This window comes from Lysobacter antibioticus (assembly GCF_001442535.1).
Classification (GTDB): Bacteria; Pseudomonadota; Gammaproteobacteria; order Xanthomonadales; family Xanthomonadaceae; genus Lysobacter; species Lysobacter antibioticus.
The window spans coordinates 1,724,653-1,749,763 of sequence record NZ_CP013141.1 but is presented as its reverse complement, the minus strand read 5'-3'; the positions used below and the strand labels follow the sequence as shown (position 1 = coordinate 1,749,763).

At 67.2% G+C, this 25,111-nt stretch carries 27 protein-coding genes; 19 read left to right on the top strand and 8 right to left on the bottom strand.

The window, feature by feature from the left end; genetic code table 11:
* Positions 1-129: 129 nt before the first annotated feature.
* Together GLA29479_RS07300 and GLA29479_RS07295 are read right to left on the bottom strand one after the other, a co-directional pair.
* A complete protein-coding gene (locus GLA29479_RS07300) occupies positions 130-1,287 on the bottom strand; it encodes a phospholipase A (RefSeq protein ID WP_057920019.1) in 1,158 nt (385 codons plus the stop codon).
* 140 nt (positions 1,288-1,427) lie between these two features.
* Positions 1,428-1,913 (bottom strand): DUF456 domain-containing protein, encoded by a 486-nt coding sequence (locus tag GLA29479_RS07295; RefSeq protein ID WP_057917663.1) that lies wholly within the window; start codon positions 1,911-1,913, stop codon positions 1,428-1,430.
* A 218-nt stretch (positions 1,914-2,131) separates the two neighbouring features.
* On the opposite strand from GLA29479_RS07295, the gene GLA29479_RS07290 reads away from it, so the two are divergent.
* Positions 2,132-2,341 carry a cold-shock protein gene (locus tag GLA29479_RS07290; protein ID WP_031371474.1) on the top strand — a complete coding sequence of 70 codons (210 nt, stop codon included), beginning with the start codon at positions 2,132-2,134 and terminating at the stop codon, positions 2,339-2,341.
* Between the two features lie 687 nt (positions 2,342-3,028).
* Here GLA29479_RS07290 and GLA29479_RS07285 read toward each other — a convergent pair.
* The 3 genes from GLA29479_RS07285 to GLA29479_RS07275 form a co-directional block, all read right to left on the bottom strand.
* Entirely contained in the window at positions 3,029-4,138 is a 1,110-nt protein-coding gene (locus GLA29479_RS07285; protein ID WP_057917664.1) for a M35 family metalloendopeptidase, read from the bottom strand.
* A gap of 290 nt (positions 4,139-4,428) precedes the next feature.
* Complete coding sequence (locus GLA29479_RS07280; RefSeq protein WP_057917665.1) at positions 4,429-4,929, bottom strand: glycine zipper 2TM domain-containing protein; 501 nt, start codon at positions 4,927-4,929, stop codon at positions 4,429-4,431.
* Between the two features lie 148 nt (positions 4,930-5,077).
* Complete coding sequence (locus GLA29479_RS07275; protein ID WP_057917666.1) at positions 5,078-5,530, bottom strand: hypothetical protein; 453 nt, start codon at positions 5,528-5,530, stop codon at positions 5,078-5,080.
* Between the two features lie 220 nt (positions 5,531-5,750).
* Between GLA29479_RS07275 and GLA29479_RS07270 the strand changes: the two genes are divergently transcribed.
* The gene (locus GLA29479_RS07270; RefSeq protein ID WP_057917667.1) at positions 5,751-6,566 is read left to right on the top strand and encodes a tRNA threonylcarbamoyladenosine dehydratase; all 816 of its coding nucleotides are present in this window, start codon (positions 5,751-5,753) and stop codon (positions 6,564-6,566) included.
* 175 nt (positions 6,567-6,741) lie between these two features.
* Here GLA29479_RS07270 and GLA29479_RS07265 read toward each other — a convergent pair whose 3' ends face one another.
* Together GLA29479_RS07265 and GLA29479_RS07260 are read right to left on the bottom strand one after the other, a co-directional pair.
* Positions 6,742-7,533 carry a TatD family hydrolase gene (locus GLA29479_RS07265; protein ID WP_057971197.1) on the bottom strand — a complete coding sequence of 264 codons (792 nt, stop codon included), beginning with the start codon at positions 7,531-7,533 and terminating at the stop codon, positions 6,742-6,744.
* A 4-nt stretch (positions 7,534-7,537) separates the two neighbouring features.
* Positions 7,538-7,762 (bottom strand): DUF6116 family protein, encoded by a 225-nt coding sequence (locus tag GLA29479_RS07260; protein WP_057971196.1) that lies wholly within the window; start codon positions 7,760-7,762, stop codon positions 7,538-7,540.
* A gap of 200 nt (positions 7,763-7,962) precedes the next feature.
* Here GLA29479_RS07260 and GLA29479_RS07255 point away from each other — a divergent pair, with 200 nt between their 5' ends.
* The 6 genes from GLA29479_RS07255 to asnB all read left to right on the top strand — a co-directional run bounded on the left by GLA29479_RS07255 (position 7,963) and on the right by asnB (position 16,053).
* Positions 7,963-8,784 (top strand): glycine zipper 2TM domain-containing protein, encoded by an 822-nt coding sequence (locus tag GLA29479_RS07255; RefSeq protein ID WP_057971195.1) that lies wholly within the window; start codon positions 7,963-7,965, stop codon positions 8,782-8,784.
* 344 nt (positions 8,785-9,128) lie between these two features.
* Entirely contained in the window at positions 9,129-10,292 is a 1,164-nt protein-coding gene (locus tag GLA29479_RS07250) for an acyl-CoA dehydrogenase family protein (protein WP_031371466.1), read from the top strand.
* Positions 10,293-10,488: 196 nt separating this feature from the next.
* Positions 10,489-11,043, top strand: coding sequence for a GNAT family N-acetyltransferase (locus GLA29479_RS07245; RefSeq protein ID WP_057971194.1), 555 nt, complete (start codon positions 10,489-10,491; stop codon positions 11,041-11,043).
* On the top strand, positions 11,043-11,681 hold the full coding sequence (locus GLA29479_RS07240; protein ID WP_425599975.1) for a glutathione S-transferase family protein: 639 nt from the start codon (positions 11,043-11,045) through the stop codon (positions 11,679-11,681). The genes GLA29479_RS07245 and GLA29479_RS07240 overlap by 1 nt, the downstream gene beginning before the upstream one ends.
* A gap of 137 nt (positions 11,682-11,818) precedes the next feature.
* Positions 11,819-14,071, top strand: a complete 2,253-nt coding sequence (locus GLA29479_RS07235) for a thiamine pyrophosphate-dependent enzyme (protein WP_425478928.1) — start codon at positions 11,819-11,821, stop codon at positions 14,069-14,071.
* Positions 14,072-14,076: 5 nt separating this feature from the next.
* Positions 14,077-16,053, top strand: a complete 1,977-nt coding sequence (gene asnB / locus GLA29479_RS07230; RefSeq protein ID WP_057971191.1) for an asparagine synthase (glutamine-hydrolyzing) — start codon at positions 14,077-14,079, stop codon at positions 16,051-16,053.
* Positions 16,054-16,573: 520 nt separating this feature from the next.
* Here the strand turns inward: asnB and ygfZ are convergent.
* Positions 16,574-17,446 (bottom strand): CAF17-like 4Fe-4S cluster assembly/insertion protein YgfZ, encoded by an 873-nt coding sequence (gene ygfZ / locus GLA29479_RS07225; protein WP_057971190.1) that lies wholly within the window; start codon positions 17,444-17,446, stop codon positions 16,574-16,576.
* 30 nt (positions 17,447-17,476) lie between these two features.
* On the opposite strand from ygfZ, the gene GLA29479_RS25955 reads away from it, so the two are divergent.
* From GLA29479_RS25955 to lolD, 11 genes are all read left to right on the top strand, one after another.
* A complete protein-coding gene (locus GLA29479_RS25955; protein ID WP_082638368.1) occupies positions 17,477-17,665 on the top strand; it encodes a DUF1674 domain-containing protein in 189 nt (62 codons plus the stop codon).
* Positions 17,666-17,763: 98 nt separating this feature from the next.
* A complete protein-coding gene (gene sdhC / locus GLA29479_RS07220) occupies positions 17,764-18,159 on the top strand; it encodes a succinate dehydrogenase, cytochrome b556 subunit (protein WP_057971189.1) in 396 nt (131 codons plus the stop codon).
* Positions 18,156-18,551 carry a succinate dehydrogenase, hydrophobic membrane anchor protein gene (sdhD, locus tag GLA29479_RS07215; protein ID WP_031371459.1) on the top strand — a complete coding sequence of 132 codons (396 nt, stop codon included), beginning with the start codon at positions 18,156-18,158 and terminating at the stop codon, positions 18,549-18,551. The genes sdhC and sdhD overlap by 4 nt, the downstream gene beginning before the upstream one ends.
* 42 nt (positions 18,552-18,593) lie before the next feature.
* The gene (gene sdhA, locus GLA29479_RS07210; protein ID WP_057973100.1) at positions 18,594-20,348 is read left to right on the top strand and encodes a succinate dehydrogenase flavoprotein subunit; all 1,755 of its coding nucleotides are present in this window, start codon (positions 18,594-18,596) and stop codon (positions 20,346-20,348) included.
* An 81-nt stretch (positions 20,349-20,429) separates the two neighbouring features.
* Positions 20,430-21,212, top strand: a complete 783-nt coding sequence (locus GLA29479_RS07205; protein WP_031371457.1) for a succinate dehydrogenase iron-sulfur subunit — start codon at positions 20,430-20,432, stop codon at positions 21,210-21,212.
* 106 nt (positions 21,213-21,318) lie between these two features.
* Positions 21,319-21,741 carry an MAPEG family protein gene (locus GLA29479_RS07200; protein WP_057971188.1) on the top strand — a complete coding sequence of 141 codons (423 nt, stop codon included), beginning with the start codon at positions 21,319-21,321 and terminating at the stop codon, positions 21,739-21,741.
* Complete coding sequence (locus tag GLA29479_RS07195) at positions 21,738-22,421, top strand: hypothetical protein (protein WP_057971187.1); 684 nt, start codon at positions 21,738-21,740, stop codon at positions 22,419-22,421. The genes GLA29479_RS07200 and GLA29479_RS07195 overlap by 4 nt, the downstream gene beginning before the upstream one ends.
* A gap of 25 nt (positions 22,422-22,446) precedes the next feature.
* Positions 22,447-22,722, top strand: coding sequence for an FAD assembly factor SdhE (locus GLA29479_RS07190; protein WP_057971186.1), 276 nt, complete (start codon positions 22,447-22,449; stop codon positions 22,720-22,722).
* On the top strand, positions 22,673-23,119 hold the full coding sequence (locus tag GLA29479_RS07185) for a hypothetical protein (protein ID WP_144436392.1): 447 nt from the start codon (positions 22,673-22,675) through the stop codon (positions 23,117-23,119). Before GLA29479_RS07190 ends, GLA29479_RS07185 begins: the two co-directional genes overlap by 50 nt.
* A 6-nt stretch (positions 23,120-23,125) precedes the next feature.
* Positions 23,126-24,370 carry a lipoprotein-releasing ABC transporter permease subunit gene (locus GLA29479_RS07180; RefSeq protein ID WP_057971184.1) on the top strand — a complete coding sequence of 415 codons (1,245 nt, stop codon included), beginning with the start codon at positions 23,126-23,128 and terminating at the stop codon, positions 24,368-24,370.
* Positions 24,363-25,109 (top strand): lipoprotein-releasing ABC transporter ATP-binding protein LolD, encoded by a 747-nt coding sequence (gene lolD, locus GLA29479_RS07175; RefSeq protein WP_057971183.1) that lies wholly within the window; start codon positions 24,363-24,365, stop codon positions 25,107-25,109. The genes GLA29479_RS07180 and lolD overlap by 8 nt, the downstream gene beginning before the upstream one ends.
* Positions 25,110-25,111: the final 2 nt, after the last annotated feature.

Below are 25,111 nucleotides of genomic sequence, written 5' to 3'. Positions count from 1 at the left end.
GGCAGGAGCGGCGTCCTGTTGGATTTTAGCGGTCGCGATCCGCGACCGAGATGCTGCCGCCAACCGAATCGCGGCGTGCCCGTGCAAGGTCTCAACGACGCCAGCATGAAAGGTCGCCGGCAGCCGGCCTCAGTACCACTCCAACAACGACACGCCCAAGCCGATGTAAGTGGCGCGATGGTTGTAGTCGATCATGCTCTCGCCGTAGCCGTCGAAGATCTGCAGATGGCCGCGCAGCTGGTTATGGATCGGGAAGCCCCAGTCGAACTGCAGCGCGCCGTGCGAACGGTCGCCGCCGCGCATCGAATGGCGCGCCATCAGCGAGAACTCGTGGCCGCCGCGGCGATGCACCACGGTGACGTCGCCGCGGCCGATGTAATCCTCGATGTCCGGATTGTCGTCGTCGTTGCCGTCCGACAAACGCCACCACGGCCGCAGCATCACCGCCCAGTTATCGCGGTCCAGGCCCACGTTGGCGATCACCCGGTTCCAACTGCGCGAGAACGGATCGGCGCGGCCGTTGGACTGGTGGTTGATGCCGATCGCCGCCATGCGGCCGTTCCAGCCGCCGATGCGGTAGTTGTTGCGGAACACCAGCAGCACTTCCGGTTCGTAGTTGGTTTCGCGGAAGGGCCGCGAATCCTCGCCGTTGTAGACCTGCCAGCGCGAGCTCTGGGTGTAGCCCATCCAGACGTCGCCGTTGTCGCCGAACAGGTTCTCGACCGCCTTGGTCTTGAAGCTGATCTGGAACTTGGCCTCGATGTCCTTGAGCGACTGCGGCTCGGTGACGGTGTTGCGCGGGTTCGGCGACGACGGCAGCGTGTTCGGGTCGTCGTTCCAGAACACCGGCAGCAGGTACACCGGCTTGTAGGCGCGGAAGTTGAACACGCCGAGCTTGGAATCCTTGGCCAGCTCCCAACGGCTGTCGAGCAGGCTGCCCTTGCCGGCGTTGGCGATGGCGCTGTCGAGCGGGTCGTCGTGGCTGAAAACGCTGCCCGACAGGGCGCGCTTGGCGCGCTCGCCGACGCTGGGCTTGGGCTCGCCGGCGATTTCGTCGCCGATCTCGAGGTTCTGCTGGATCGCCTTGGCTTCCTTGGCCGCGATATCGGCCTGGCGTGCGCCGTCGGCGGGGCGGCCGAGCGCGGCGTCGTAGCAGGCCAGGCGATCGGCGTTGCTGGTGATCGCCACGCAGGCTTGCGGGGTTGCCGCTTGCGGCGCGGTCTGGGCGAAGGCGAACACGGGGGCGCTGGCGAGCGCGACGGATATCAAGCTGCGTTGCAAGGGCATGGCGATACTCACGGCGTATGGATCGCGAACGACAAAACCGTTGCAGTCTTGCATCCGGACGCGAACGAGACGTGAACCGCGTCGCAGCCTGGAGGGGGGGGCTGCAACGCGGTCGCGCGCCGGCTCGCAAGCAAGATGCCTCAGAAGAACCAGGCGAATGCGAACAGGCCGACCATCGCGAAGGCGAGGCCGAGCTTGAGCACGGTGCCGGCGACGATGCCGACCCAGGTGCCGACGCCGACCTTGGTGGCCTGGCCGAGCTGGCGGGTGTGGATCAACTCGCCGGCGAGGGCGCCGACGAAGGGGCCGATGAACACGCCGATCGGGCCGAAGGCCAGCCCGGCGAAGGTGCCGATGATCGAGCCGACGATCGCCAGCTTGCTGGCCCCGACCCGTTTGGCTCCCATCGCGGTGGCCACGAAATCCACGCCCATCGACAGCACCGTCAGCACGCCGAGGATCACCAGCACCACCCAGCCGACTTTCTCGAATCCGGATACCCAGGAGGCAAGCATCATCCCGGCGAATACCAGGGGCAGGCCGGGCAGGGCGGGGAGCACCGTTCCGACCATTCCGACGACGACCAGCACCCCGGCCAAAATGTAATAAAACGTATCCAAATTCATGCCGAATCCCTTGTCCGGACAGGCTGTCCGGGCTGTTTGCATTTTGGCCCATGTCGGGGTACGTTGCGGTCGCTGCGTTTGCCAAGGGTCACCGTGAATCGTGGCCCCGATGCGGTAGATCCATCGATCCGCTACATCGTTGCACCTCGCTTCCTCCTTGCAACCAGCACGCGACGAAGGTCGTGTTAACAACATCACGTTCCAAGGAGAGAGTAGCGATGTCCGGCAAAGAAACGGGAACCGTCAAGTGGTTCAACGATGCCAAGGGTTTTGGCTTCATCAGCCGTGAAAACGGCGAAGATGTCTTCGTGCATTTCCGCGCGATCCAGTCCCAGGGCTTCAAGAGCCTGAAGGAAGGCCAGAAGGTCTCCTTCACCGTCGTCCAGGGCCAGAAGGGCCTGCAGGCCGACGCGGTCGAACCGCTGTAAAGCTCGCACCGAGGTTTGCTGCGGTCTTCGATCGCAGCGCATAGAGTTAGAAAAGCCCGGCTTCGGCCGGGCTTTTTGCTATGTATTTCTTGATTTTCGTCACAGTTCCGGATATTGCCCGCTTCGCCCTAGCGCAATCGCAACGATTCCGGGCCTGTCGGATTCGAAGCGCTGCCAGCGCAACCGGGCGCGAATCCTGCGGATACGACTTTCCCCCTGCTTATATCGATTGAATGCCGCCGAGCGAAAGCGCGGTATCGCCGCCCCGCATCGCGAAGCCGCCGGTCGGCCGATGCGTCGGTGCGAATTGCGTAAAAAGCGCCGGGGGCACGAAGCCCCCGGCAACCCGACGGCCTCGCCGAGCCGTCCCACGTCCCTGCGCCTGTTGCCCGCGAGCGGCGCTTCCATCGCCCCGCGCCGTTCGCGCTTCCGAATCTCCATCCGGAAGGAGCCCCGCACGGCGCCGACCCGGCCTCGTCTCCCGGTCGTTGCCGCCGCCATCCTGGCGCCGGTTTCCGCTTTCGCTTCCACTTTCGGCGGAAGGCTCGTGGTCATCGAACGCGCGAGTCCTGCGCATGGGGTTGGGCGCGAGCGGATTTCGCATCGCCGGGGCCATTAACGCGAACGGCCCGCCATGGCGGGCCGTTCGGAGCTCGACGGGCGAGCGTCGCTGCGCGGGTGCGCGGCTTAGTTCTGGAACGGGGTGTTCTCGGCGAAGTACTCGTGGTTGTCGGCGTTGTCGAGCGCGGCGCTCGGGTTGCTGTTGGCGAGGCTCTTCGCCGCGCTCTGGCCGTAGGCGTGATCGTCGGTGCCGGCGACGACGGTGAAGTGGCTCATCTCGTGGATCAGGGTGCCGGCCTTGGAGTCGGTGCCGGTCAGCGGCGCGTTCCAGAACGCGTTGCAGACGTAGATCTGGTACGGCTGGTTCGGATAGACGTAGGCATAAGCGCTGCTGCTGCAACCGCAGTTGATGGTGATCTGGCCGTTGCTCTGGTCGATCGCCGAATCGATCGATGCGAAGTGCGAGCGCGCGGTGCTGTAGCGGCTGGAGGTGTAGGCGCCGAACCAGGTCGTGTAGCGCGGGCCCACCGTGCCGGCATTGAGATAGCCCTTGGCGTTCTCGGCGTAACTGCGCGCGGCGTTGACGGCCTGGCCGGCCGAACTCGTACGCGAGGTGGTGCAACCGACGTAGTTGACGCCGTTGACCATCGCGCTCGGGCCGACCGGGGGCTTCTTCGCCGCCGGCGAGGCCTTGCTGCCGCCGAGTTGGTCGAGGCCGTCGACCCACAGGCTCAGCGGCGCGCTTTGCGCGCTCATCGGCAGGCCGTTGGCCTGGTGCAGCATCACGCGGTCGGAGGTGGAAGCGTGTTGCAGCGGCGCGTTGAAGCTGACCACGTATTGGCCGGTCTGCGACAGGTCGTAACCGGCCGAGAGATCGATCACCCGACGATAGGTCTGGCCGGGTTGCAGGATCGCGAAATCCTCGGCCTGCGGCAGGCCGCGCTTGACCATCGCGCCCTCGTAGGCGACCGGTTGGCCGTTGTAGCTGACGTTGAACAGCTTGGCGTCGAACTGGTCCGACGGCAGCTGCCACTTCGGCAGGCGCACCGCCTTGCGGCTGGTGTTGGTGATGCTGATCTCGACCGAGCCGAGGAAATCGTCGGCGGCGCCGGAGACGGCGACCATGCCGACGCGCAGCGGATTGTTCTGGGCTGCGCCGGGTGCGGCGACGGCGGCTGCAATGGCGCCGGTGAGCACGGCACTCGCGGAAACCAGATGCACGAAGCGAAGTTTCATTCCACGATCTCCTGATGTTGCGATGGGCGGGGTCCGGTGGCGGACTCGAAAACCCTAACCGAAGGCAAGATCGTGCAACGCGCGATAAGTGAGCCAGTTCCGCGCTTAATCGTGATGCGGGTCGTGAACGCGAAGCGCGGTGCGCGCGCAACAAAAAACGGCCCGCGATGCGGGCCGTTTTTCGTCATTACTTCTCGTTACATTGTTTCATCGCGATTTCATCGCGGGCCTGGGCCATGCCGCCCGGTTTGCGCTCGATCGAAGCGAACTCGATAACCGCCGGCGCTCGATCAACGAACGTAGGCGCGACCGTTGGCGACGCGCACGTAGGTGTTCTCGCGAATGCCGCCGAGGTCCTTCTGGCTGACCACCACGGTGCGACCGTCGTTCATGCGCACATAGACGTTGTAGCTCGGAGCGCCGACGCGGTTCTGAATCGCGTTGCCGGCGAGTGCGCCGGCGGCGGCGCCGGCGACGGTCGCGGTGTTGCGACGGCCCTTGCTGTCGGTGTGATCGTCGGCGATCTCGCGGCCGGCCACGGCGCCGACCAGGCCACCCAGGATCGCACCGGTCGCGCGCGGCGCCGTGCTGGTCGCGGTGGTCTGTTCGATGCGGGTCACGACACCGCAGTCGTAGCAGCTGTTCTGGTTGCTGTTGCCGTAGCTCGGCTGCGACGGCGGCGGGTAGCTGTTGCCATAGCCTCCGCCGTAGCCCGGAGACGTCGCACAGCCGGCAAGCGCCAGCGAAGCGACCGTGGCCAGACCCAGCAATCGGATGTTATTGGTGTTCATTCGAGGCTCCTGCGCTTTAGGGGCGAGTGGCGGACAGTTGCCACGCATCGCCAAGCTATGCGCAGTCACGTGAACACGTGTTCAATTTTCGACCCTGTATCCGACTTCTTCCCCACCGCGTTCAGCTCGCGGCGGGGAAGCCGGGCGATCAGCCGCGGAAGTCCTGATGGCAGGCCTTGCAGGCCTCGCCGATCTGTTCCGAAACGGCGCCGACGCCGGCGCAGTTGAGCGGCGGGCTGGTCAACGCGCCGTCGAGCGCGGCGCGCATCTTGCTCGCATGCTGGCCGAAGCGGGCATCGTCCTTGAGGTCGGGGAAGGCCGGTTCGAGATCGTCGGCCATCGTGCGCAGGGCTTTCAGATGCGGGAGCGTGTCGGTGGCTCCGCAACGATTTTGTTCGACCTTGCCTTTGAGCTGGCCCAGATGCCACTGCTGCACTTGCATGACGCTGTCGGGGAAGTGGTCCTTGCGCTGATCCAGTGCGCGTACCGCCATGACCGTGGCGACGACACCGCCGACCAAGCCGATGAGAAACAGAAACAAGTACTTCGAACCATTGCCTTTGCGTTTCGCTTCGGCGTTGCTGGGCTGGGTATCGCTCATTGCCTGGCCTCCATCCAATGTCGGCGCACGATAGCACGCGCCAATGTGAGGTCCAGGTCAGAAACCTTTGGCGGCCAAGCCTTTCGACGCCTTTGAAGGCACATTAATCGGGTGCGGATGCAGGGCAGCGGGGCGGGAAGGCCTGGCCAAGCGCGCTCGCGCGCCGCAGCGTCCCAGCGGTCGCGCCGGAAAGCCGCGCCGCCGCCCTTACAATAAGCGCATGACTCCGCAATCCTCCGACACCCTCTGGCAAGAACGCTTTGCCGGCATCGACCGCCTGTACGGCCACGGCTCGGTCGCACGCTTCCGCCAATGCCGCATCGCCGTGGTCGGCATGGGCGGCGTCGGCTCCTGGGCGGTGGAGGCGCTGGCGCGTACCGGCATCGGCCACTTGACCCTGATCGACGCCGACGACCTGTGCGTGTCCAATACCAACCGCCAGTTGCCGGCCCTGGAAGGCCAGTACGGCCGCGCCAAGGTCGAGGCCATGGCCGAACGCTGTCGCGCGATCAATCCGGCGATCGAGGTCGATGCGGTGCAGAGCTTCCTGACCCCGTCGAACCTGGACGAACTGCTGGACCGCGGTTTCGACCTGGTCCTGGATGCCTGCGACAGTTTCCGCAGCAAGGTCGAACTGATCGCCTGGTGCCGGCGCCGCAAGCTGCCGGTGATCGTGGTCGGCTCGGCCGGCGGCCGCACCGATCCGACCCTGGTGCGGGTGCGCGACCTGTCGCGCACCGAACACGATGCGATGCTGGCGCTGATCCGCAAGAAGCTGCGCGGCGAGTTCAACTTTCCCAAGAATACCGGCCGCTATTTCAGCGTCTCGGCGATCTACTCGCTGGAGAACGTCAAATACCCGCAGCCCGACGGCAGCGTCTGCGGCCTGAGGCCGAAGCTCGCCGGCGATGCGGCCTTGAAGCTGGACTGCGGGGCCGGGCTCGGCGCGGCCACCCACATCACCGGCGTATTCGCCTTCGCCGCGGTCGGGCGTGCGCTGGAGATCCTGCTCAAGCCCAAGGCGAAGGCGGAATAAAGGGTGGGAGCGGCGTCCCACAGGGACTGATCAGGTCACGAGCCGCGACCGCGCCATCGCGACGGATGACGAAACCATGGCTGCCGACGGATCGCCGGTAGCCTGTCTTCGCGCTGCGCCAAGGATTTGTGGTCGCGGCTTGTGACCGGGACGAAATCCCGGTGGGACGCCGCTCCTACTCTGATGCGGCGCCGGACACCGCCGGCAACTTGAACAAACGCTCGGCGTTGGCGCTGGTCGCGGCGGCGAGTTCGTGCAGCGATATCCCGCGCAGTCCGGCGATGGTTTCGGCGATGCCGGCCAGACGCGCCGGTTCGTTGCGTTGGCCGCGGATCGCGGCATCGGGCTGATCGGGCGCATCGGTTTCGAGCAGCAATTGCTCCATCGGCATCGCCGCGACGATGCGCCGCAAGCGCTTGGCGCGGTCGTAAGTGACCGGGCCGCCGAGCCCGAGCAGGAAACCGGCCTTCCATAGTTGCTCGGCCTGTTCTTCGCTGCCCGAGTAACTGTGGACGACGCCGCGCAGGCCGCCGATGCGGCGGAACGCGGCGATGGTCGCCTCGACCGCGTGGCGTGCGTGCACGATCAGGGGCAGGTCGAACTCGCGCGCGAGTTTCAGCTGGCCTTCGAAGTAGCGCGCTTGTTCGTCGCGATCGAGGCCTTCGACGAAATAATCGAGCCCGCATTCGCCGACCGCGAGCGGCCGTTCGCGCTCGATCCAATCGCGCAATTCGTGCAGATGCTCGGGCCGGTGCGAGGACAGATACATCGGGTGCAGGCCATAGGCCGGGTACAGGCCGGGCGCGCTCGCGCAGACTTCGCGCAACTTCGTCCAGCCGGCCGCGTCGACGGCCGGGACGACCTGGCGGGCGACGCCGGCCTTGCGTGCGCGTGCGATCACTTCGTCGCGGTCGAGGTCGAACTCGGCCGCGTCGAGGTGGCAATGGCTGTCGACCAGGGCGTGCATGCGCTCAGCGCGCGGGCGTCGTCGGCGGTTGGATGCCCGGCGGCGCCTTGCGGTTTTTCCAGTTGGCCAGCAGCAAGGTGCCCAGGCCCAGCAGGATTTCGTCGGCGAGCGGGACGAAGTCGGGGATGACCAGGTCGACCAGGAACAGCGCCGCGGTGATTACGAACAGACGCGGATAGCTCAGGCGTCCGAGAAAGCCCAACAGGGGAGCGAGCAGAGGATTGGCCATGTTCAGTCGAGTTGTGACGCAGGTTGCAAACACGCTAGCACGCGGCCGCGTGACGATTCACACAGGGGACAGATTGGCGAAAATCAATAGGTACTGGTTCAGCTTTCGAGTGGTGGAATGGCGCCGTCCCCCCAACGGTCGGCAACGTATCCCGCCCGTCTGTACTTACATAGCTGCTCAGCGCGCCCCGGAGGCTCCAAATGAACAAGAACATGATAGCTGTAGCGATTGCCGCGCTGCTCGTCGGCGGCGTCGCCGTCGCGGCGTTCCAAAGCTTCCGAGGCAACGGCGCGGCCGGCCAGGCCGCGCTGGCTCCGGTCGCGGGCGCCGAACTCGCGCCGGCCGGCACGGTCGGCGACATCGCCGCCAACGGCGCGATCAACACCTCGCCGCAGGTCGATTACGCCGACGTGGTCAAGGTCAACCCGATTAACGAGAAGCAGAAGCTGTACGCGACCGTGATCGGTACCGATCCGGTCCGCGAGACCAACACCACCTCGACCCCGCGCGAAGTCTGCGAAGACGTGGTCGTGCAAGAGCGCCTGCCCGAACGCGACGGCAACGTCGGCGGCACCGTCGCTGGTGCGGTGATCGGCGGCCTGCTCGGCAACCAGGTCGGCGGCGGCAACGGCAAGAAGGCCGCGACCGCGGCCGGCGCTGTGGCCGGCGGCTTCATCGGCAACCGCGTCGACCGCAACCACGTCGGCGGCCGCGTGGTGAACCGCACCGAGCGCCAGTGCCATACCGTGTCCGACAAATCGCAGTCCTCGCGCGTGGTCGCCTACAACGTGACCTACCGCAACCCGGACGGCACCACCGGCACCATGCGCACCGAGAGCAAGCCGGGCAGCCGCATCGCACTGGGCAGCGAAGACAAGGTCGTCGGCTACGACGTGACCTATCGCTACCAGGGCCAGGAGCAGACCATTCGCATGGACGAGCGCCCGACCCAGCGCCTGCCGGTCATCGACGGCCAGGTCGTGACCCAGACCGCGTCGGCCGGCGTGCCGAGCCGCGGCTGAGTCCGGCGCAACACGCGATACCCGAACGGGGCCGGATCTTCCGGCCCCGTTTTTTTTGCCTCGCGGTTCGACGGCAGTGCAGGGTGGGGCAGCCGCCGTCGCGGCTCGGAACGGCCGGGGGGCTCGCAGCCGCGCCTGCGCCAACCGGCGGGACTGCTTGCCGCGCGTGGTTTTGTGCCGGGTCGCAGGTGCGGACGAGAAACCCGCCCGCTGCCGTGCTGGCTTGCGCAAGAATTCCCCGGATACCGCCAAGTGCGCGGATCCGAGGGTTTTCGGCCTTACCCGGGCCGCGGCAGGCCATTACAATGACCGTCTTTCTGTCCTAGAGGTCTCCCAAGCGCGCCATGGCCCTGAATCCTTACGATCTCTACGACGTCCGTTCCTTGCTCAGCGACGAGGAGCGCGCCGTTCAGGACACGGTGGCCCGTTTCACCGATGAGCGCGTGATCCCGATCATCGGCGATGCCTTCGACCAGGGCCGCTTCCCGAAGGAGCTGGTGCCGGAAATCGCCGCCCTCGGCCTGCTCGGCTCCTCGCTGCCGGAGAAGTACGGCTGCGCCGGCCTCAACGCGGTCAGCTACGGTCTGATCTGCCAGGAACTCGAGCGCGGCGACAGCGGCATTCGCAGCTTCGTCAGCGTGCAGTCTTCGCTGTGCATGTACCCTATCTACGCCTACGGCACCGAAGAACAGCGCGAACGCTGGCTGCCGGGCATGGCCCGCGGCGAGATCATCGGCTGCTTCGGCCTGACCGAGCCGCACGGCGGCTCCGACCCGGCCAATATGAAGACCAACGCCAAGCGCGACGGCGGCGACTGGGTCCTCAACGGTTCCAAGATGTGGATCACCAACGGCAACCTGGCCGACATCGCCATCGTCTGGGCGCAGACCGACGACGGCATCCAGGGCTTCGTGGTCGAAAAGGGCATGCCCGGTTTCGCCGCCCAGGAAATCAAGCACAAGATGAGCCTGCGCGCGTCGGTGACTTCGTCGCTGTTCTTCGACAACGTGCGCGTGCCCGAGGCCAACCGCCTGCCCAACGTCAAGGGTCTGAAGGGCCCGTTGGGCTGCCTGACCCAGGCCCGCTACGGCATCACCTGGGGCCCGATCGGCGCGGCCATCGCCTGCCTCGACGAGGTGCTGGGCTACACCAAGGAACGCATCCTGTTCGAGCGTCCGGTCGCGGCGACCCAGTCGGCGCAGATCAAGATGGCCGAGATGGCGCGCCGCATCACCATGGCGCAGTTGCTGGTGGTGCAGCTCGGCCGCCTCAAGGACGCCGGCAACATGCAGCCGACCCAGGTCAGCCTGGCGAAGTGGAACAACTGCCGCATGGCCATCGACATCGCGCGCGAATGCCGCGACCTGCTCGGCGGCGCCGGCATCACCACCGAGCATGCGGCGATCCGTCACGCGCTCAACCTGGAATCGGTGATCACGTACGAAGGCACCGAGACCGTGCACCAGTTGGTGGTCGGCCGCGAGCTGACGGGGATCAGCGCGTTCTGAGTTTTTCGCTCCCGTTCGCGGGAGCAGGTGGCCCGAAAGGGCGGACGCCCCGAAGGAAGTACCCTTGGGGTATGAGGGCGCACGCCGTCTGGCGACTTGTACGCAGCCGGATCGCGCCGCTCACCCCGACCCGTCTCCCGCGCGGGAGACGGGCTTTCTGCTGGCGACGCATGCGCGAGGGGACAACCGAACCGTGATGACGATTCCCGACATCGAACTGGAAACGCCGCGCTTGGTCCTGCGCCCGCCGCGCCTGGACGACTTCGACGATTGGGCCGCCTTCATGGATGCCGGCGATTACCTGCGCTACATCGGCGGGCCGCAGCCGCGTTCGGTGGCCTGGCGCGGCCTGATGTCGGTGATCGGCTCCTGGGCCGCATACGGCTATGGGTTCTTCTCGGTCTACGAAAAAACCTCCGGCCGCTGGATCGGCCGTCTCGGCCCCTGGCAGCCGGATGGCTGGCCCGGCACCGAGGTGGGCTGGGGCATCATCCAAAGCGAAGGCGGCAAGGGCTATGGCACCGAGGGCGCGGCCGCGGCGACCGACTGGGCCTTCGAACACCTGGGCTGGAGCGAGGTGATCCACACCATCGACGCGGGCAATCTGCCGTCGAAAGGCGTCGCGGCCAAACTCGGTTCGCGCTACATGCGCCAGGACCGCCTGCCGGCGCCGGCCGACATGGAAGTCGAGGTCTGGGGCCAGACCCGCGAGGAATGGCAGGCGCGGCGCCAACGGGGAGCGGGCGCGTGATCACCGTCTACGGCTTCTCGCCCTCGGGCAACTGCCACAAGCTGCGCCTGTTGCTCGAACAGCTCGGCGAACCCTATGCCTGGGTCGAGGTCGACAGCAGCCGCGGCGAAACCCATACGCCGGAATTCCTCGCCCGCAATCCCAACGCCAAGGTGCCGGTCATCGAGCTGGATGACGGCCGCACCCTCAGCGAATCCAACGCGATCCTGTACTACCTCGCCGACGGCAGCGCGTTCCTGCCGGTCGACCGCTGGCAGCGCGCGCAGGCGCTGAGCTGGATGAACTTCGAGCAGTACAGTCACGAGCCTTACATCGCCGTGGCCCGTTTCATCGCCGGCTGGACGCCGCTGGATTCGCCGCGCCGCACCGAGCTGCCGTCGCTGCGCGAACGCGGTCATCGCGCGCTGGCGGTGATGGAACGGCATCTGCAGTCCCACGATTGGTTCAGCGGCGAGGCCTACGGCATCGCCGACATCGCCTTGTTCGCCTACACCGACGTCGCCGGCCACGGCGGCATCGAGCTGGCGCCGTATCCGGCGATCGACGCTTGGCGCGCGCGGGTGCGGGCGACGCCGGGCTTCGTCGCCTTGCCCGATCCCGACCCGCAGGCGGCGCAGCGCATCGCGCAAACGTCATGACGGTTTCGGTCTAATTCTTCCTTGATGAGCCGGCCCGGCGACGGGCGGCGGAGTGTTCGATGTCAGCGCAACTGCAGTCTTCGATCTTCAACAACGTGCCGAGCTTCAGCGCGGTGCCGAGCCCGATTCCCGCGCGCATGAAAGGCCTCAACCGGGCTGAGATCTGCGACGCCAATTTCGTCGAGTTCGTCAATCGGTGGGACGGTCGCGCCGACGCGCGGCCGGCGCCGGACGAGGCGGTCCTGCAGGGCAGCGCGCTCGACGCGCGCGGCTTCCGCGAACTGTTCGAGTCGCAGTTGATCAGCCGCCATCTCGACCTGATGGCGCGCGTGCTGCGTGTGCAGAACAAGGTCTTCTACACCATCGGTTCCAGTGGCCACGAAGGCAACGCCATGGTCGCGCGGCTGACCCGCCACACCGATCCGGCCTTCCTGCACTACCGCAGCGGCGGCTTCATGGCCGAGCGCTTCCGTAAATTGCCCGGCATGGACCCGGTGATGGATTCGGCGCTGAGCTTCGCCGCCAGCAAGGACGACCCGGCTTCGGGCGGGCGCCACAAGGTGTGGGGCAGCAAGCCCTTGTGGGTGCTGCCGCAGACCTCGACGATCGCCTCGCACCTGCCGAAGGCGCTCGGCACCGCGGTCGCCATCGAAACCGGTCGTCGCCTCGGCCATGCGCTGCCGATCCCCGACGACAGCATCGCCATCTGTTCGTTCGGCGACGCCTCGGCCAACCACGCCACCGCCCAGACCGCGTTCAACGCGGCCGCCTGGACAGCGTATCAAAAACTGCCGGCACCGGTGTTGTTCGTCTGCGAAGACAACGGCATCGGCATTTCGGTCAAGACCCCGGGCGGCTGGATCGCCAACCGTTTCCGCAACATGGACGGCCTGGATTACTTCGCCGCCGACGGCCTCGACCTGGCCAGCGGTTACGCCGACGTGCAGCGCGCGGTCGAGCATTGCCGCCGCAGCCGTCGTCCGACCTTCCTGCACCTGCGCACGACCCGCATCATGGGCCACGCCGGCACCGACTTCGAGATCGAATGGCGTTCGTTCGAGGAGTTGTGCGCGGTCGAAGCTAGCGACCCGCTGCTGCGTTCGGCGGCGATCGCGCTCGAGTCGGGGCTGATGTCGAAGCAGGACGTGCTCGACCTGTACGAGGCCACGCGCAAACAGTGCTTCGCCGCCGCCGAAGAGGCCGACCGCCGGCCCAAGCTCGACCGTCTCGACGAGGTGATCGCGCCGCTGGCACCGTATTCGCCGGAAGCCGTGCAGCAAGAGGCCAAGCGCGCCGATTTCGCCGAGCGCCGCCTGCAGGTGTTCGGCAGCGAAGCCAAGCTGCCCGAGCAACAGCCGCCGCGCCATCTGGCGATCCAGATCAACAACGCATTGCACGACCTGTTCGCCAAGTACCCGGAAACGCTGCTGTTCGGCGAGGACGTGGCGCAGAAGGGCGGCGTCTACACGGTCACCAAGGGCCTGCAGAAGGCGTTCGGCCCGCGGCGGGTGTTCAACACCTTGCTCGACGAGACCATGATCCTGGGCATGGCCCAGGGCTTCGCCAATGTCGGCCTGATGCCGATCCCGGAGATCCAATACCTGGCGTATTTCCACAACGCCTGCGACCAGATCCGCGGCGAAGCGGCGTCGCTGCAGTTCTTCAGCAACAACCAATACCGCAACCCGATGGTGGTGCGCATCGCCGGCCTGGGCTACCAGCGCGGCTTCGGCGGGCATTTCCATAACGACAATTCGATCACCGCCTTGCGCGACATCCCCGGCCTGGTGGTCGGTTGCGCCTCGCGCGGCGACGACGCCGCGACCATGCTGCGCACCCTGACCGCGCTGGCCAAGGTCGACGGTCGCGTCTCGGTGTTCCTGGAGCCGATCGCGCTGTACATGACCAAGGACTTGTACGAAGCCGGCGACGGCGCCTGGCTGACTTCGTATCCGAAGCCCGACGAGGCGATGACGCTTGGCGAAGGCCGCGTCTACGCACCGCAGGACGGCAGCGAAGGCGACGACCTGGTCGTCTTCAGTTACGGCAACGGCGTGCCGATGAGCCTGCGCGCAGTGCGCGAGATCGAGAAGCAGCACGGTTGGAAGGCGCGCGTGATCGACCTGCGCTGGTTGGTGCCGCTCAACGACGCCTACATCGCCGAACAGGCGCGCGGCGCCAAGCGCATCATCGTGGTCGACGAAGGGCGGCGCAGTGCCGGCGTCGGCGAGGGCGTGATCACTGCATTGACCGAGGCCGGTTTCGGCGGCGTGCCGTTGCAGCGCGTGGTCGGCGTCGACACCTACACGCCGTTGGCCGGCGCGGCCTTCCTGGTGATCCCCGGCGAGGACGACATCGTCCGCGCCGCCGACGCGCTGGCCAAGGGCTGACCCTCATGTGCGGACTGGCCGGCCTGCTGTGTCCGCGCACCGATATCGGCCACGAGCATCTGCTCGAACTGGCCGGCGCGATGGGCGACGCCCTGCGTCACCGCGGCCCCGACGACGATGGCGTCTGGGCCGATGCGCAACACGGCATCGCCCTGGCGCATCGGCGCCTGAGCATTCTCGACCTGTCGCCGTTGGGCCATCAGCCGATGGCCTCCGCCGACGGCCGTTACGTGATCGCCTACAACGGCGAGGTCTACAACTTCGCCGCCTTGCGCGAAGAACTGCTCGAACTGGGCCACGCCTTCCGTGGTCATTCCGACACCGAGGTGCTGTTGGCGGCGGTGGTGGAGTGGGGCGTCGAGAACGCGGTGGCGCGCTGCAACGGCATGTTCGCCATCGCCCTGTGGGACCGCCACGAGCAGACCCTGTGGCTGGCCCGCGACCGGGTCGGCAAGAAGCCGCTGTACTACGGCTGGGCCGGCGACACCTTGGTGTTCGGCTCCGAACTCAAGGCATTGTGGCGGCACCCGCAATTCGACAACGGCGTCGACCGCAATGCATTGGCCCTGTTGCTGCGTTACGACTACGTGCCGTCGCCGTACGCGATTCATACCGACACCTTCAAGTTGATGCCGGGCGCCTTGCTGCGTTTCGACGCGGCCACGGTTACGCGCGGTGCGGCGGCCCACGATCCCAAACGCGACCAGCACAGCTATTGGCAGGCGCGCGATCGCATGGCCGCGGCGATCCGCCATCCCTTCGACGGCGACATCGACGCCGCCGAGGACCGGCTCGACGACTTGTTGCGCGATGCGGTGGGCCTGCGCATGGTCGCCGACGTGCCGGTCGGCGTGTTTCTCTCCGGCGGCACCGATTCGTCGGTGGTGACTTCGTTGATGCAGGCGCTGAGCGCGAAGCCGGTGCAGAGCTTCACCATCGGCTTCGAGGGTTCGCACCACGACGAGGCGCCGCTCGCGCGGGAAGTTGCGCGCCATCTCGGCACCGCGCACACCGAACTTTATGTCAGCGGCGCCGATGCCTTGGCGGTGGTGCCGCGGCTGTCGGCGATGTTCGACGAGCCCTTCGCCGACGCCTCGCAGGTGCCGACCGCGCTGGTTTGCGCCTTGGCGCGCAGCCAGGTCACGGTGGCGCTGTCGGGCGACGGCGGCGATGAGTTGTTCTTCGGCTATACCCGCTACGAGCGCGCCTTGCGCAACCTGCGTCTGCAGCGGCGCGTGCCGGCACCGCTGCGGCGCTGGCTGGCCAAATCCGCGAGCGGTCACGGCGAAGCTTCGCGCGCCGGCGGTTTCGCCGCGTTCGCCGCCGAGATGGGCGCGCAGGGCATCGGCGACGTTTACCGCAACCGCATCGTGCGCTGGCGTTTCCCTCAGGCCGCCGTGCCCGGGTCGAAACTGCCGGCGACGATGTACGACCTCGCCGAACCGCTGGGCGGCGTGGGCACGCCCGCCGACGCGATGATGCTGGCCGACTACAGTGTGTATCTGCCCGACGACCTGCTGTGCAAGGTCGACCGCGCCAGCATGGCGGTAGGCCTGGAGGCGCGTGCGCCGTTGCTCGACACTCACGTCGCCGAGTTCGCCTGGTCCTTGCCGTTGCAGTTCAAGCGCGGCGACAGCGGCAGCAAGTACTTGCTCAAGCGCGTGCTCAAGCGCTACCTGCCGGACGCCATGGTCGACCGCGGCAAGCGCGGTTTCGGCGCACCGGTGACGCAATGGCTGCGCGGCGACCTGCGCGAGTGGGCGGCGGGGTTGCTCGACCCTTCGCGCCTGGCGCAGGAAGGTTATTTCGACGCCGAGTTGGTCGGCGGCCTGTGGCGGCAGTTCCTGGCCGGCGAGCGCCGCTGGCACACCCATCTGTGGAACGTGTTGATGTTCCAGGCCTGGCAGGAGCATTGGAAAACCGAGCGCAACGAAGTCGGGCGTTCGGTCTGGATGTCGACGACCGGCGAGGGCGGCTTGTAGGCGGCGTAGTCGCCCGCCCGGGGTAGGAGCGGCGCAAGCCGCGACCGCGGGGCTTCAGATTGAGGCGTTGCAGTCGGGTGGTTGCGTGGTCGCGGCTTGCGCCGCTCCTACCCTTAAAAGCCGTCGCAGTGCCCTGGCGCAGCGCAACCCTTTGTAGGAGCGGCGCAAGCCGCGGCCATAGGGTTTCAGGTTACCGCGTTGCAGTCGGATGGTTGCGCGGTCGCGGCTCGCGCCGCTCCTACCCTTAAAAGCTGTCGCAGTGCCCTGGCGCAGCGCAACCCTTTGTAGGAGCGGCGCAAGCCGCGACCGCGGGGTTTCAGGTTGCCGCGTTGCAGTCGGGTGGTTGCGTGGTCGCGGCTCGCGCCGCTCCTACCCTTAAAAGCTGTCGCAGTGCCCTGGTGCAGCGCAACCCTTTGTAGGAGCGGCGCAAGCCGCGACCGTGGGGTTTCAGGTTGCCGCGTTGCAGTCGGGTGGCTGCGTAGTCGCGGCTCGCGCCGCTTCTTACCCTGCAGGCGCAACCTCAGCGCGCGAAACCGTCCAGCAGCGGCACTTCTTCGATCACTTGGCCGCCGATGCTCAGCGCCTGTTCGGGGCGCTCCAGCGGCAGCACCGCCAGGGCCAGATGGCTTGCGCCATCGCTCGCCGAGGCGACCACGGTGCCCAGCGCAGCGCTTTCGCCCCGCACTTCCGCTCCGGGCTCGATCGGCGCGGAAGCGGCGAATGCCACCACGCCGCGCTTGGCCTTGCCGAGGAAATGGGTGCGCGCAACGATCTCCTGGCCGGGATAGCAGCCTTTCTTGACGCTGAAGGCGCGCAGGCGTTCCAGCGACAGCTGTTGCGGGGTCCATTGTTCGGCCTGCGACGCCGGCAGCCGCGGCAGGCCGTGGCGCAGGTCGGCCATCGCCCACTGCGCGGCCGCTGCGGGGTCCTCGGGCGCACTCGCGTCCGCGACGATGCGCAGGCTGCGCGCGCCGCCGTCGCCGCTGAAGTCCAGCTCCAGGCCGGCGTCTTCGTCGCCGCCGAGGGCGGCGCCGCGCGCCTGCGCCGGCTCGGCCCAGCGCCCTTCGGCGCTCAGGTCCTCGCGCAGGGCGATGACCACCTTGCTGCGGAAGACGAAGCGTTTCAGCGCCTCGGCGATCGCCGAGGCGTCGGCGTCCGGGACCAGCAGCCAGACGCGTTGGTCGGACAGGCGGAGCAGGGCGAATAGCGCAATCAGGCGCCCTTTGGGCGTCAGCCAGCCGCTCCAGTGCCAATGACCGTCGGCGAGCGTCTTCACGTCGTTCATGAACTGAGACTGCGCAAACGCTGCTGCGTCGCGGCCTTCCAGGGTAATGAGGCGTTGGCCGGGCAGGGCAAACGCCTGTCCGTGCAAGGGGTGCGGGTTGTCAGGCATGGGGGCCGGGAATTAATATTTAACGCTGTGATGATAGGCGAAACCACCCCGGAAGCACCTTCGGACCTTGCGTCCGAGACCCCGGCGACTCCCGTACCGGATACGGGAGGCGATTCGTCTTCCGCCAAGGACGCTCGCAAAGAGCACGGTGGTCGCGAGGGTCCCGAACCGACCCGTTACGGCGACTGGGAAAAGAACGGCCGCTGCATCGATTTCTGATCCGACGTCCGACCGCTAGCCCTCACGCCTCCACCCCCACAGCGCTCCCACGCTCCCCCCGCCACGCGGCGCCGCCGCCCAGCCGAGATTGCCATCGCATGGCGAACCGCGAACGACCCCTGTCACCGCATCTGCAGGTTTACCGCTGGCAGATACAGATGGTGACCTCGATCCTGCACCGGGCGACCGGTGTCATCCTTTCCGTCGGCGCTTTGCTGATCGCCTGGGCGTTGCTATCGCTCGCGGCCGGTCCCGAAGCCTGGGCGCAGTTCACCGCCTGCGCCCGCTCGCCGCTCGGCTTCCTGATCCTGTTCGGCTGGACCTGGGCCTTCGCCTACCACCTGATCAACGGCATCCGCCACCTGGTCCAGGACGCGGGCTACGCCTACAAGGTCGAAACCTTCGTGCGCAACGGCTGGATCAGCGTCATCGGCAGCCTGGTGCTGACCGCCCTGATCTGGATCGTCGCCATGATGTCGCGAGGTGGCGCATGAGCGCGAACAACAAGCATCTGCGTAACCCGCTCAAGACCGCGCGCGGCCTGGGCTCGGCGAAGGACGGCACCCACCACTTCGTGGTCCAGCGCGTCACCGCGGTCGCCCTGATCGTCCTGACCCTGTACGTGCTCGGCCTGATCGTGTCGTGGATCGGCGGCGATTACGCCTCGGTGCGCGCCTCGGTCGCCCATCCCTGCAACGCCGTGCTGCTGAGCGCGTTCGTGGTGGCGATGTTCTGGCACGCCAAGCTCGGCCTGCAGGTCGTCATCGAAGACTACGTCCACACCCCGGGGCTGGCGATCGCCTCGCAGCTCGCGGTGGTTTTCGTTTGCGTACTCGCGGCTCTCGCCAGCGTGCTCGCCATCATCCGCATCGCGTTGGGAGCCTGAGTCGTGGCCTCTGCCTACAAGATTCAAGAACACAAGTTCGACATGGTCGTGGTCGGCGCCGGCGGCGCCGGTCTGCGCGCCACCTTCGGTCTCGCCCAGAAGGGCTTGAAGACCGCCTGCATCACCAAGGTGTTCCCGACCCGTTCGCACACCGTCGCCGCCCAGGGCGGCATCTCGGCCGCGCTCGGCAACATGGGCGAGGACGACTGGCGCTATCACTTCTTCGACACCGTCAAGGGTTCGGACTGGCTGGGCGACCAGGACGCGATCGAGTACATGTGCAAGGAGGCCATTCCGGCCATCATCGAGCTCGAGCACCAGGGCGTGCCGTTCTCGCGCACCGACGAGGGCAAGATCTACCAGCGCCCGTTCGGCGGCATGACCACCAAGTACGGCGAAGGCCCGCCGGCGCAGCGCACCTGCGCCGCCGCCGACCGCACCGGACACGCCATCCTGCACACCCTGTACCAGCAGTCGCTGGCGCACGACGCGCAGTTCTTCATCGAGTACTTCGCTCTCGACCTGATCATGGACGAGACCGGCGCCTGCCGCGGCGTGCTCGCGCTCGACATGGCCGAAGGTACGCTGCACCTGTTCCGCGCCCAGGGCACGGTGTTGGCCACCGGCGGCTACGGCCGCGCCTATTTCTCGGCGACCTCGGCGCATACCTGCACCGGCGACGGCGGCGGCATGGCGCTGCGCGCCGGCCTCGGCCTGCAGGACATGGAATTCGTCCAGTTTCACCCGACCGGCATCTACGGCGCCGGCTGCCTGATCACCGAAGGCGTGCGAGGCGAGGGCGGGATCTTGCGCAACGCCAACGGCGAGCGCTTCATGGAGCGCTATGCGCCGAGCGTGAAAGACCTTGCGCCGCGCGACATGGTCAGCCGTTCGATGACCATCGAGATCCGCGAAGGCCGCGGCGTCGGCGAGCACAAGGACCACATCCTGCTCGACCTGACCCACCTCGGCCCCGAGGTCATCCACGAGAAGCTTCCCGGCATCGCCGAATCGGCGCGCATCTTCGCCAACGTCGACGTCGAGAAGGAGCCGATCCCGGTCATCCCGACCGTGCACTACAACATGGGCGGCATCCCGACCAACTACCACGGCGAAGTCGTGCAGTTGAAGAACGGCGACCCCGATGCGGTCGTGCCGGGCCTGTACGCGATCGGCGAAGCGGCCTGCGTGTCGGTGCACGGCGCCAACCGCCTGGGCTCGAACTCGCTGCTCGATCTGGTGGTGTTCGGCCGCGCGGTGGCCAACCGCTGCGCCGAGACGGTCACGCCCGGCGGCGCCCACGCCCGTCTGGCCGGCGATGCCTGCGACGAGGCGCTGGCGCGCCTGGACAAACTGCGCAACGCCACCGGCAGCACCCCGACGGCGGTCATCCGCGACAAGATGCAGCGCACCATGCAGGCCGACGCGGCGGTGTTCCGCACCGGCGAGACGCTCAGCGAGGGCGTGCGCAAGATGCGCGAGATCCACGCCTCGTTCGCCGACGTCAAGGTCAGCGACCGTTCGCTGATCTGGAACTCGGACCTGATCGAGACCTACGAGCTGTCGAACCTGCTCGGCCAGGCCTTGGCCACGATCGTCTCGGCCGAGAACCGCACCGAGTCGCGCGGCGCCCACGCCCGCGAGGACTTCGCCACGCGCAACGACGAAGAGTGGCAGAAGCACACGCTGTGCTGGGTCGACGAGAAGGGTACGACGAGCATCGACTACCGTCCGGTGCACAACTACACCTTGACCGACGACGTCGCCTACGTCCCGCCCAAGGAACGCAAGTACTGATCGGCGCTACGGCGCGCAGCCCCGCTGCGCGCCATTCACGCAACCCACCGCAGTACTGCCGCAAGCCGAGAGATCGCCAGCATGGCCGAATTCGCTCTACCCAAGAACTCCCAGATCCAGAAGGGCCGTCACTGGCCGACGCAGGGCGCCAAGCAGCCGCGTACCTTCAAGGTCTACCGCTGGAACCCCGACGACGGCCTCAACCCGCGCGTGGACACTTATGAAGTGGACCTCGCGACCTGCGGCCCGATGGTTCTCGACGCGCTGATCAAGATCAAGAACGAGATCGACCCGACCCTGACCTTCCGCCGCTCCTGTCGCGAAGGCATCTGCGGTTCGTGCGCGATGAACATCGACGGCACCAACACCCTGGCCTGCACCCGCGCGATCACCGATTGCGACAAGCCCGAGGTGCCGATCTATCCGTTGCCGCATATGTCGGTGGTCAAGGACCTGGTGCCGGACCTGACCCACTTCTACGCCCAGTACGCCTCGATCCGCCCGTGGCTGCGCACTCAGAGCGCGACCCCGTCGGACCGCGAGCGCCTGCAGTCGCCGGAAGACCGCAAGAAGCTCGACGGCCTGTACGAGTGCATCCTGTGCGCGTGCTGTTCGACCAGCTGCCCGAGCTACTGGTGGAACGGCGACCGTTACCTCGGCCCGGCGATCCTGCTGCAGGCCTATCGCTGGATCATCGATTCGCGCGACGAGGACACCGGTGCGCGCCTGGACGATCTCGAAGACCCGTTCAAGCTTTATCGCTGCCACACCATCATGAACTGCGCCCGCACCTGCCCGAAGGGGCTGAACCCGGCGCAGGCGATCGGCGAGATCAAGAAGCTGATGCTGGCGCGTCGCGTCTAAGGCGAACGCGGCACCGCCCAGTTCCAACCCACGACGGCGCCTCGGGCGCCGTCGTGCCGTCCAGCCAGTCGCAGGCGGCGTATCCGCGCCGCGCCGGGGGTGAGCGATGCAGTCGAAGGCGATATTCCTGCCGGCCGTGGCGATGGTCGCGCTGACCTGCGCGGTGTGGCTGCGCATGTACGTGGTGCGGATCGGGCAGATGCGCCGCGAGCGCATCCACCCGCAAGCGGTCGCGACTTCGGCGCAGGCGGTCGCCCGGCTCACCGACAGCGCGGCGGCCGACAACTTCCGCAATCTGTTCGAACTGCCGGTACTGTTCTACCTGGCGGTGGTCGTGGCTGGATCGGCCGGACTGGCCGACGGCGCGACGCTCGTCCTGGCCTGGTTGTTCGTCGCACTGCGCATCGCCCACAGCGCGATCCATTGCAGTTACAACCGGGTCATGCACCGTTTTTTCGTCTACGCCGCCGGCGCGCTCGCGCTGTGGGCGTTGTGGATCCATCTCGCAATCGGACTGCTGAGCTCATGAACAGTTTCTCCCGCATCACCGCTTCGGGTTTCGCCCGTCGCGCCTTGGCCGCACTGATCGCTGCTGCGTTCTGCGTTCCCGCGGCTTTCGCCGACACGGCCAAGGCCGCCGATGCTGCGCAGGGCGGCGCCCGTGTCGCCGATGCCCGCCAGTTGCTGGTCACGATGCGCTACGCCGAGATCCTCAAGCAGGGTTTAAGCCTGGTGTTCAGCCAGCCCATGCCCGGCAGCGAGGCGCTCTCCGACGAGCACAACGGGGTGATGAAGCGCTTGTTCGACAGCATGCCGGCCGGGCCTTTCCTCGACGGTGCCTCCAAGCGTCTGGCGCAGAGCGCGACTCAGGCCGAGATCGACGAGGCCCTGGCCTACTTCCGCGGCGCGGCCGGGCAGACCGAGTTGGCTTGCGTGCGCGACACCCTCGGCACGCCGACCACGCTCGATTGCATCCGCGAGCGCGGCGGCGAAGCGCACCTGCAGGCGCATCGCGCCTTCGCCGAAACCTCGATCGAGAACAAGCTTGGCGAGATCATGGCCGGCGACAGCGGCGATGCCGATTTCGCCGCCTCGGCCAAGCTCGCTCTCGAGCAGGATCCGGCCCTGGCGAAGGAGCTCGACGCTTATTGCGGGAGTCATCCCGGCGGCCTGTGCGATGTGTTGAAGCCGGCCCAGGCCGCGCCCTGAGCGCCCGCGACGAGGAAGCGACGAGATGAGCGAAGCCCAGACCAGCCGCGAGGAGCGCGACGAGATCGAATTGCGCCGCCTGCGCTGGCGTTGCCGGCGCGGCATGCGCGAGCTCGATCAGTTGTTCGGGCGTTATCTCGACCGCGTCTGGAAGCAGGCTTCCGACGCCGAGCGCGGGGTTTTCCTACGGTTGCTGGAAACCGAGGACGATAAGCTCTGGCACTGGTTCATGGGCCACGAAACCGCCAGCGATGTCGAACTCGACCGTCTCGTCCAATCGATCCGCGCCTTGCCGCCTTGAGTGGCGGCCCTCGCGCCTGCTCGCGGCGGCGCTGATCGTTCTGGGGCTCGCGGCGGCGCTCTCGCTATGGTTCAGCGAATGCCCGCGTGCCGTGGTCGGGCCGTTGGCACTGCTGGCGCTGGGCTGGGGCCTGTATTCGGCCCGCCGCGAACTGCGCCGTCCCCCGCAGCGGCTGTTGATCGCCGGTGAGCGCGCCAGCCTCGACGAGTTGCCGATTACCGAGCTGCGTCTGCATTCGCGCGGCTGGCTGGCCCGGCTCGATTTCACCGGCCCGGACGGGCAGGGGCGGCGCCTGCTGTGGTGGCCGGACCGCCTCGACGCCCGCGGCCGCCGTGAACTGAGGCTGGCCGTGGCGGTCTCAGCCCCTGCGCGCGATCCGCGTTCGATGGCACCATAGCCCGCTATGTTCAAACCCATTTCAGTAGCCATCGGCCTGCGCTATCTGCGCGCCAAACGCCGTAACGGCTTCATCTCCTTCATCTCCCTGGCCTCGATCGCGGGCATCGCCCTCGGCGTGACCGCGCTGATCACCACCCTGGCGGTGATGAGCGGGTTCCAGCGCGAGATCCGCGACCGCATGCTGCAGATGGCCGCCCACGCCACCGTCAGCGCCTACGGCGAACCCCTGACCGAATGGCGGCTGGCGATCGACAAGGCCGCCGCCGACCCCCGCGTCGCCGGCGCCGCGCCCTACATCGAGAAAGAAGCGCTGCTGTCGTCCACGCGGCAACAGCCGGCGATCATCCGCGGCGTCGATCCGGCCGAGGAGAGCAAGGTCTCGGTGCTCGCCGACAAGATGGTCGAGGGCAAGCTGAGCTCGCTCACCCCGGGCAGTTTCAACATCGTCCTCGGTAAGGAACTCGCCCTGTGGACGGGCGCCCAGGTCGGCGACAGCGTGGTGGTGATGACCGCCGACGGCCGCAGTACGCCGATGGGGGCGATGCCGCAGCTCAAGCGCTTCACCGTCAGCGGCATCTTCGAGGCCGGCTACAACGAGTACGACAAGGGCCTGGCGGTGGTCAACATGCGCGACATCCAGCGCGTGCTGCGCATGGGCGACGGCGTCACCGGCGTGCGCCTGAGGCTGCACGACATGGACAAGGCCTGGGACGTCGCCCGCGATCTCGCGGTGAACCTCGGCGGCCCTTACCGCGTCACCGACTGGAGCAACGACAACGCCAACATGTTCCGCGCCCTGAAGATGGAGAAGACGGTGATGGCGATCCTGCTGTCGCTGATCATCGCCATGGGCGCGTTCAACCTGGTGTCCTCGCAGGTCATGCTGGTGACCGACAAGCAGGCCGACATCGCGATCCAGCGCACCCTCGGGCTCACCCCGATGAGCGTGATGCGGATCTTCATGGTGCAGGGCACCTTGATCGGCATCATCGGCACGGTGCTCGGCGTGGTCGGCGGCATCGTCCTGACCCTCAACCTCGAACACATCCTCAAGGCCATCGAGACCGTGCTCGGCGTGCAGCTGTTGCCGGAAGACGTCTACTACATCACCGGCCTGCCGACCGACCTGCAGACCAGCGACGTGACCATCATCGCCTGCGTCGCGTTGGCGATGGCCTTCCTGGCTACGATCTATCCCGCCTGGCGCGCCGCGCGCACGGCGCCGGCGGAGGCGCTGCGTTATGAATAACCCTCAGAACGCCGACGTCAGCCAGGCCGTCGCCGACGACATCGTGCTGCGTTGCGACGGCCTGGCGATGACCTATTCGGAAGGCAAGTTGCACACGCCGGTGTTCCAGGGGCTGGAGCTGGCGGTGCGCAAGGGCGAGACGGTCGCCATTCTCGGCGCGTCCGGCGCCGGCAAGAGCACCTTGCTGCATCTGCTCGGCGGCCTCGACACCCCGACCGCGGGCGAGGTCTATGTCGCCGGCGAGCGCATGAGCTCTTTGTCCGACCGCGCGCGCGGCCTGCTACGCAATCAGGCGCTGGGCTTCGTCTATCAGTTTCACCATCTGTTGCCCGAGTTCACCGCGCTCGAGAACGTGATGCTGCCGGTGCTGCTCGACGGCCGCAGCCGTTCGGCCACCACCCGGCAGGCGACGGAGCGGGCCAAGGCCTTGCTCGAATCGGTCGGCCTCGGCCATCGCCTCGATCACAAACCCGGTGAACTTTCGGGCGGCGAGCGCCAACGCGCCGCGGTCGCGCGCGCGCTGGTCAATCGGCCGGCCTGCGTGCTCGGGGACGAGCCGACCGGCAACCTCGACGAAAAAACCGCCGCGGTGGTGTTCGAGCTGATGCTCGCGCTCAATCGCGACCAGGGCACCAGTCTGGTGTTGGTGACCCACGACCGCCGCCTCGCGCGGCGCCTGGACCGCGTGCTGGAATTGCACGAAGGCAAACTGCGGCAACTGGACGCCGCCGAGGTGTAGAC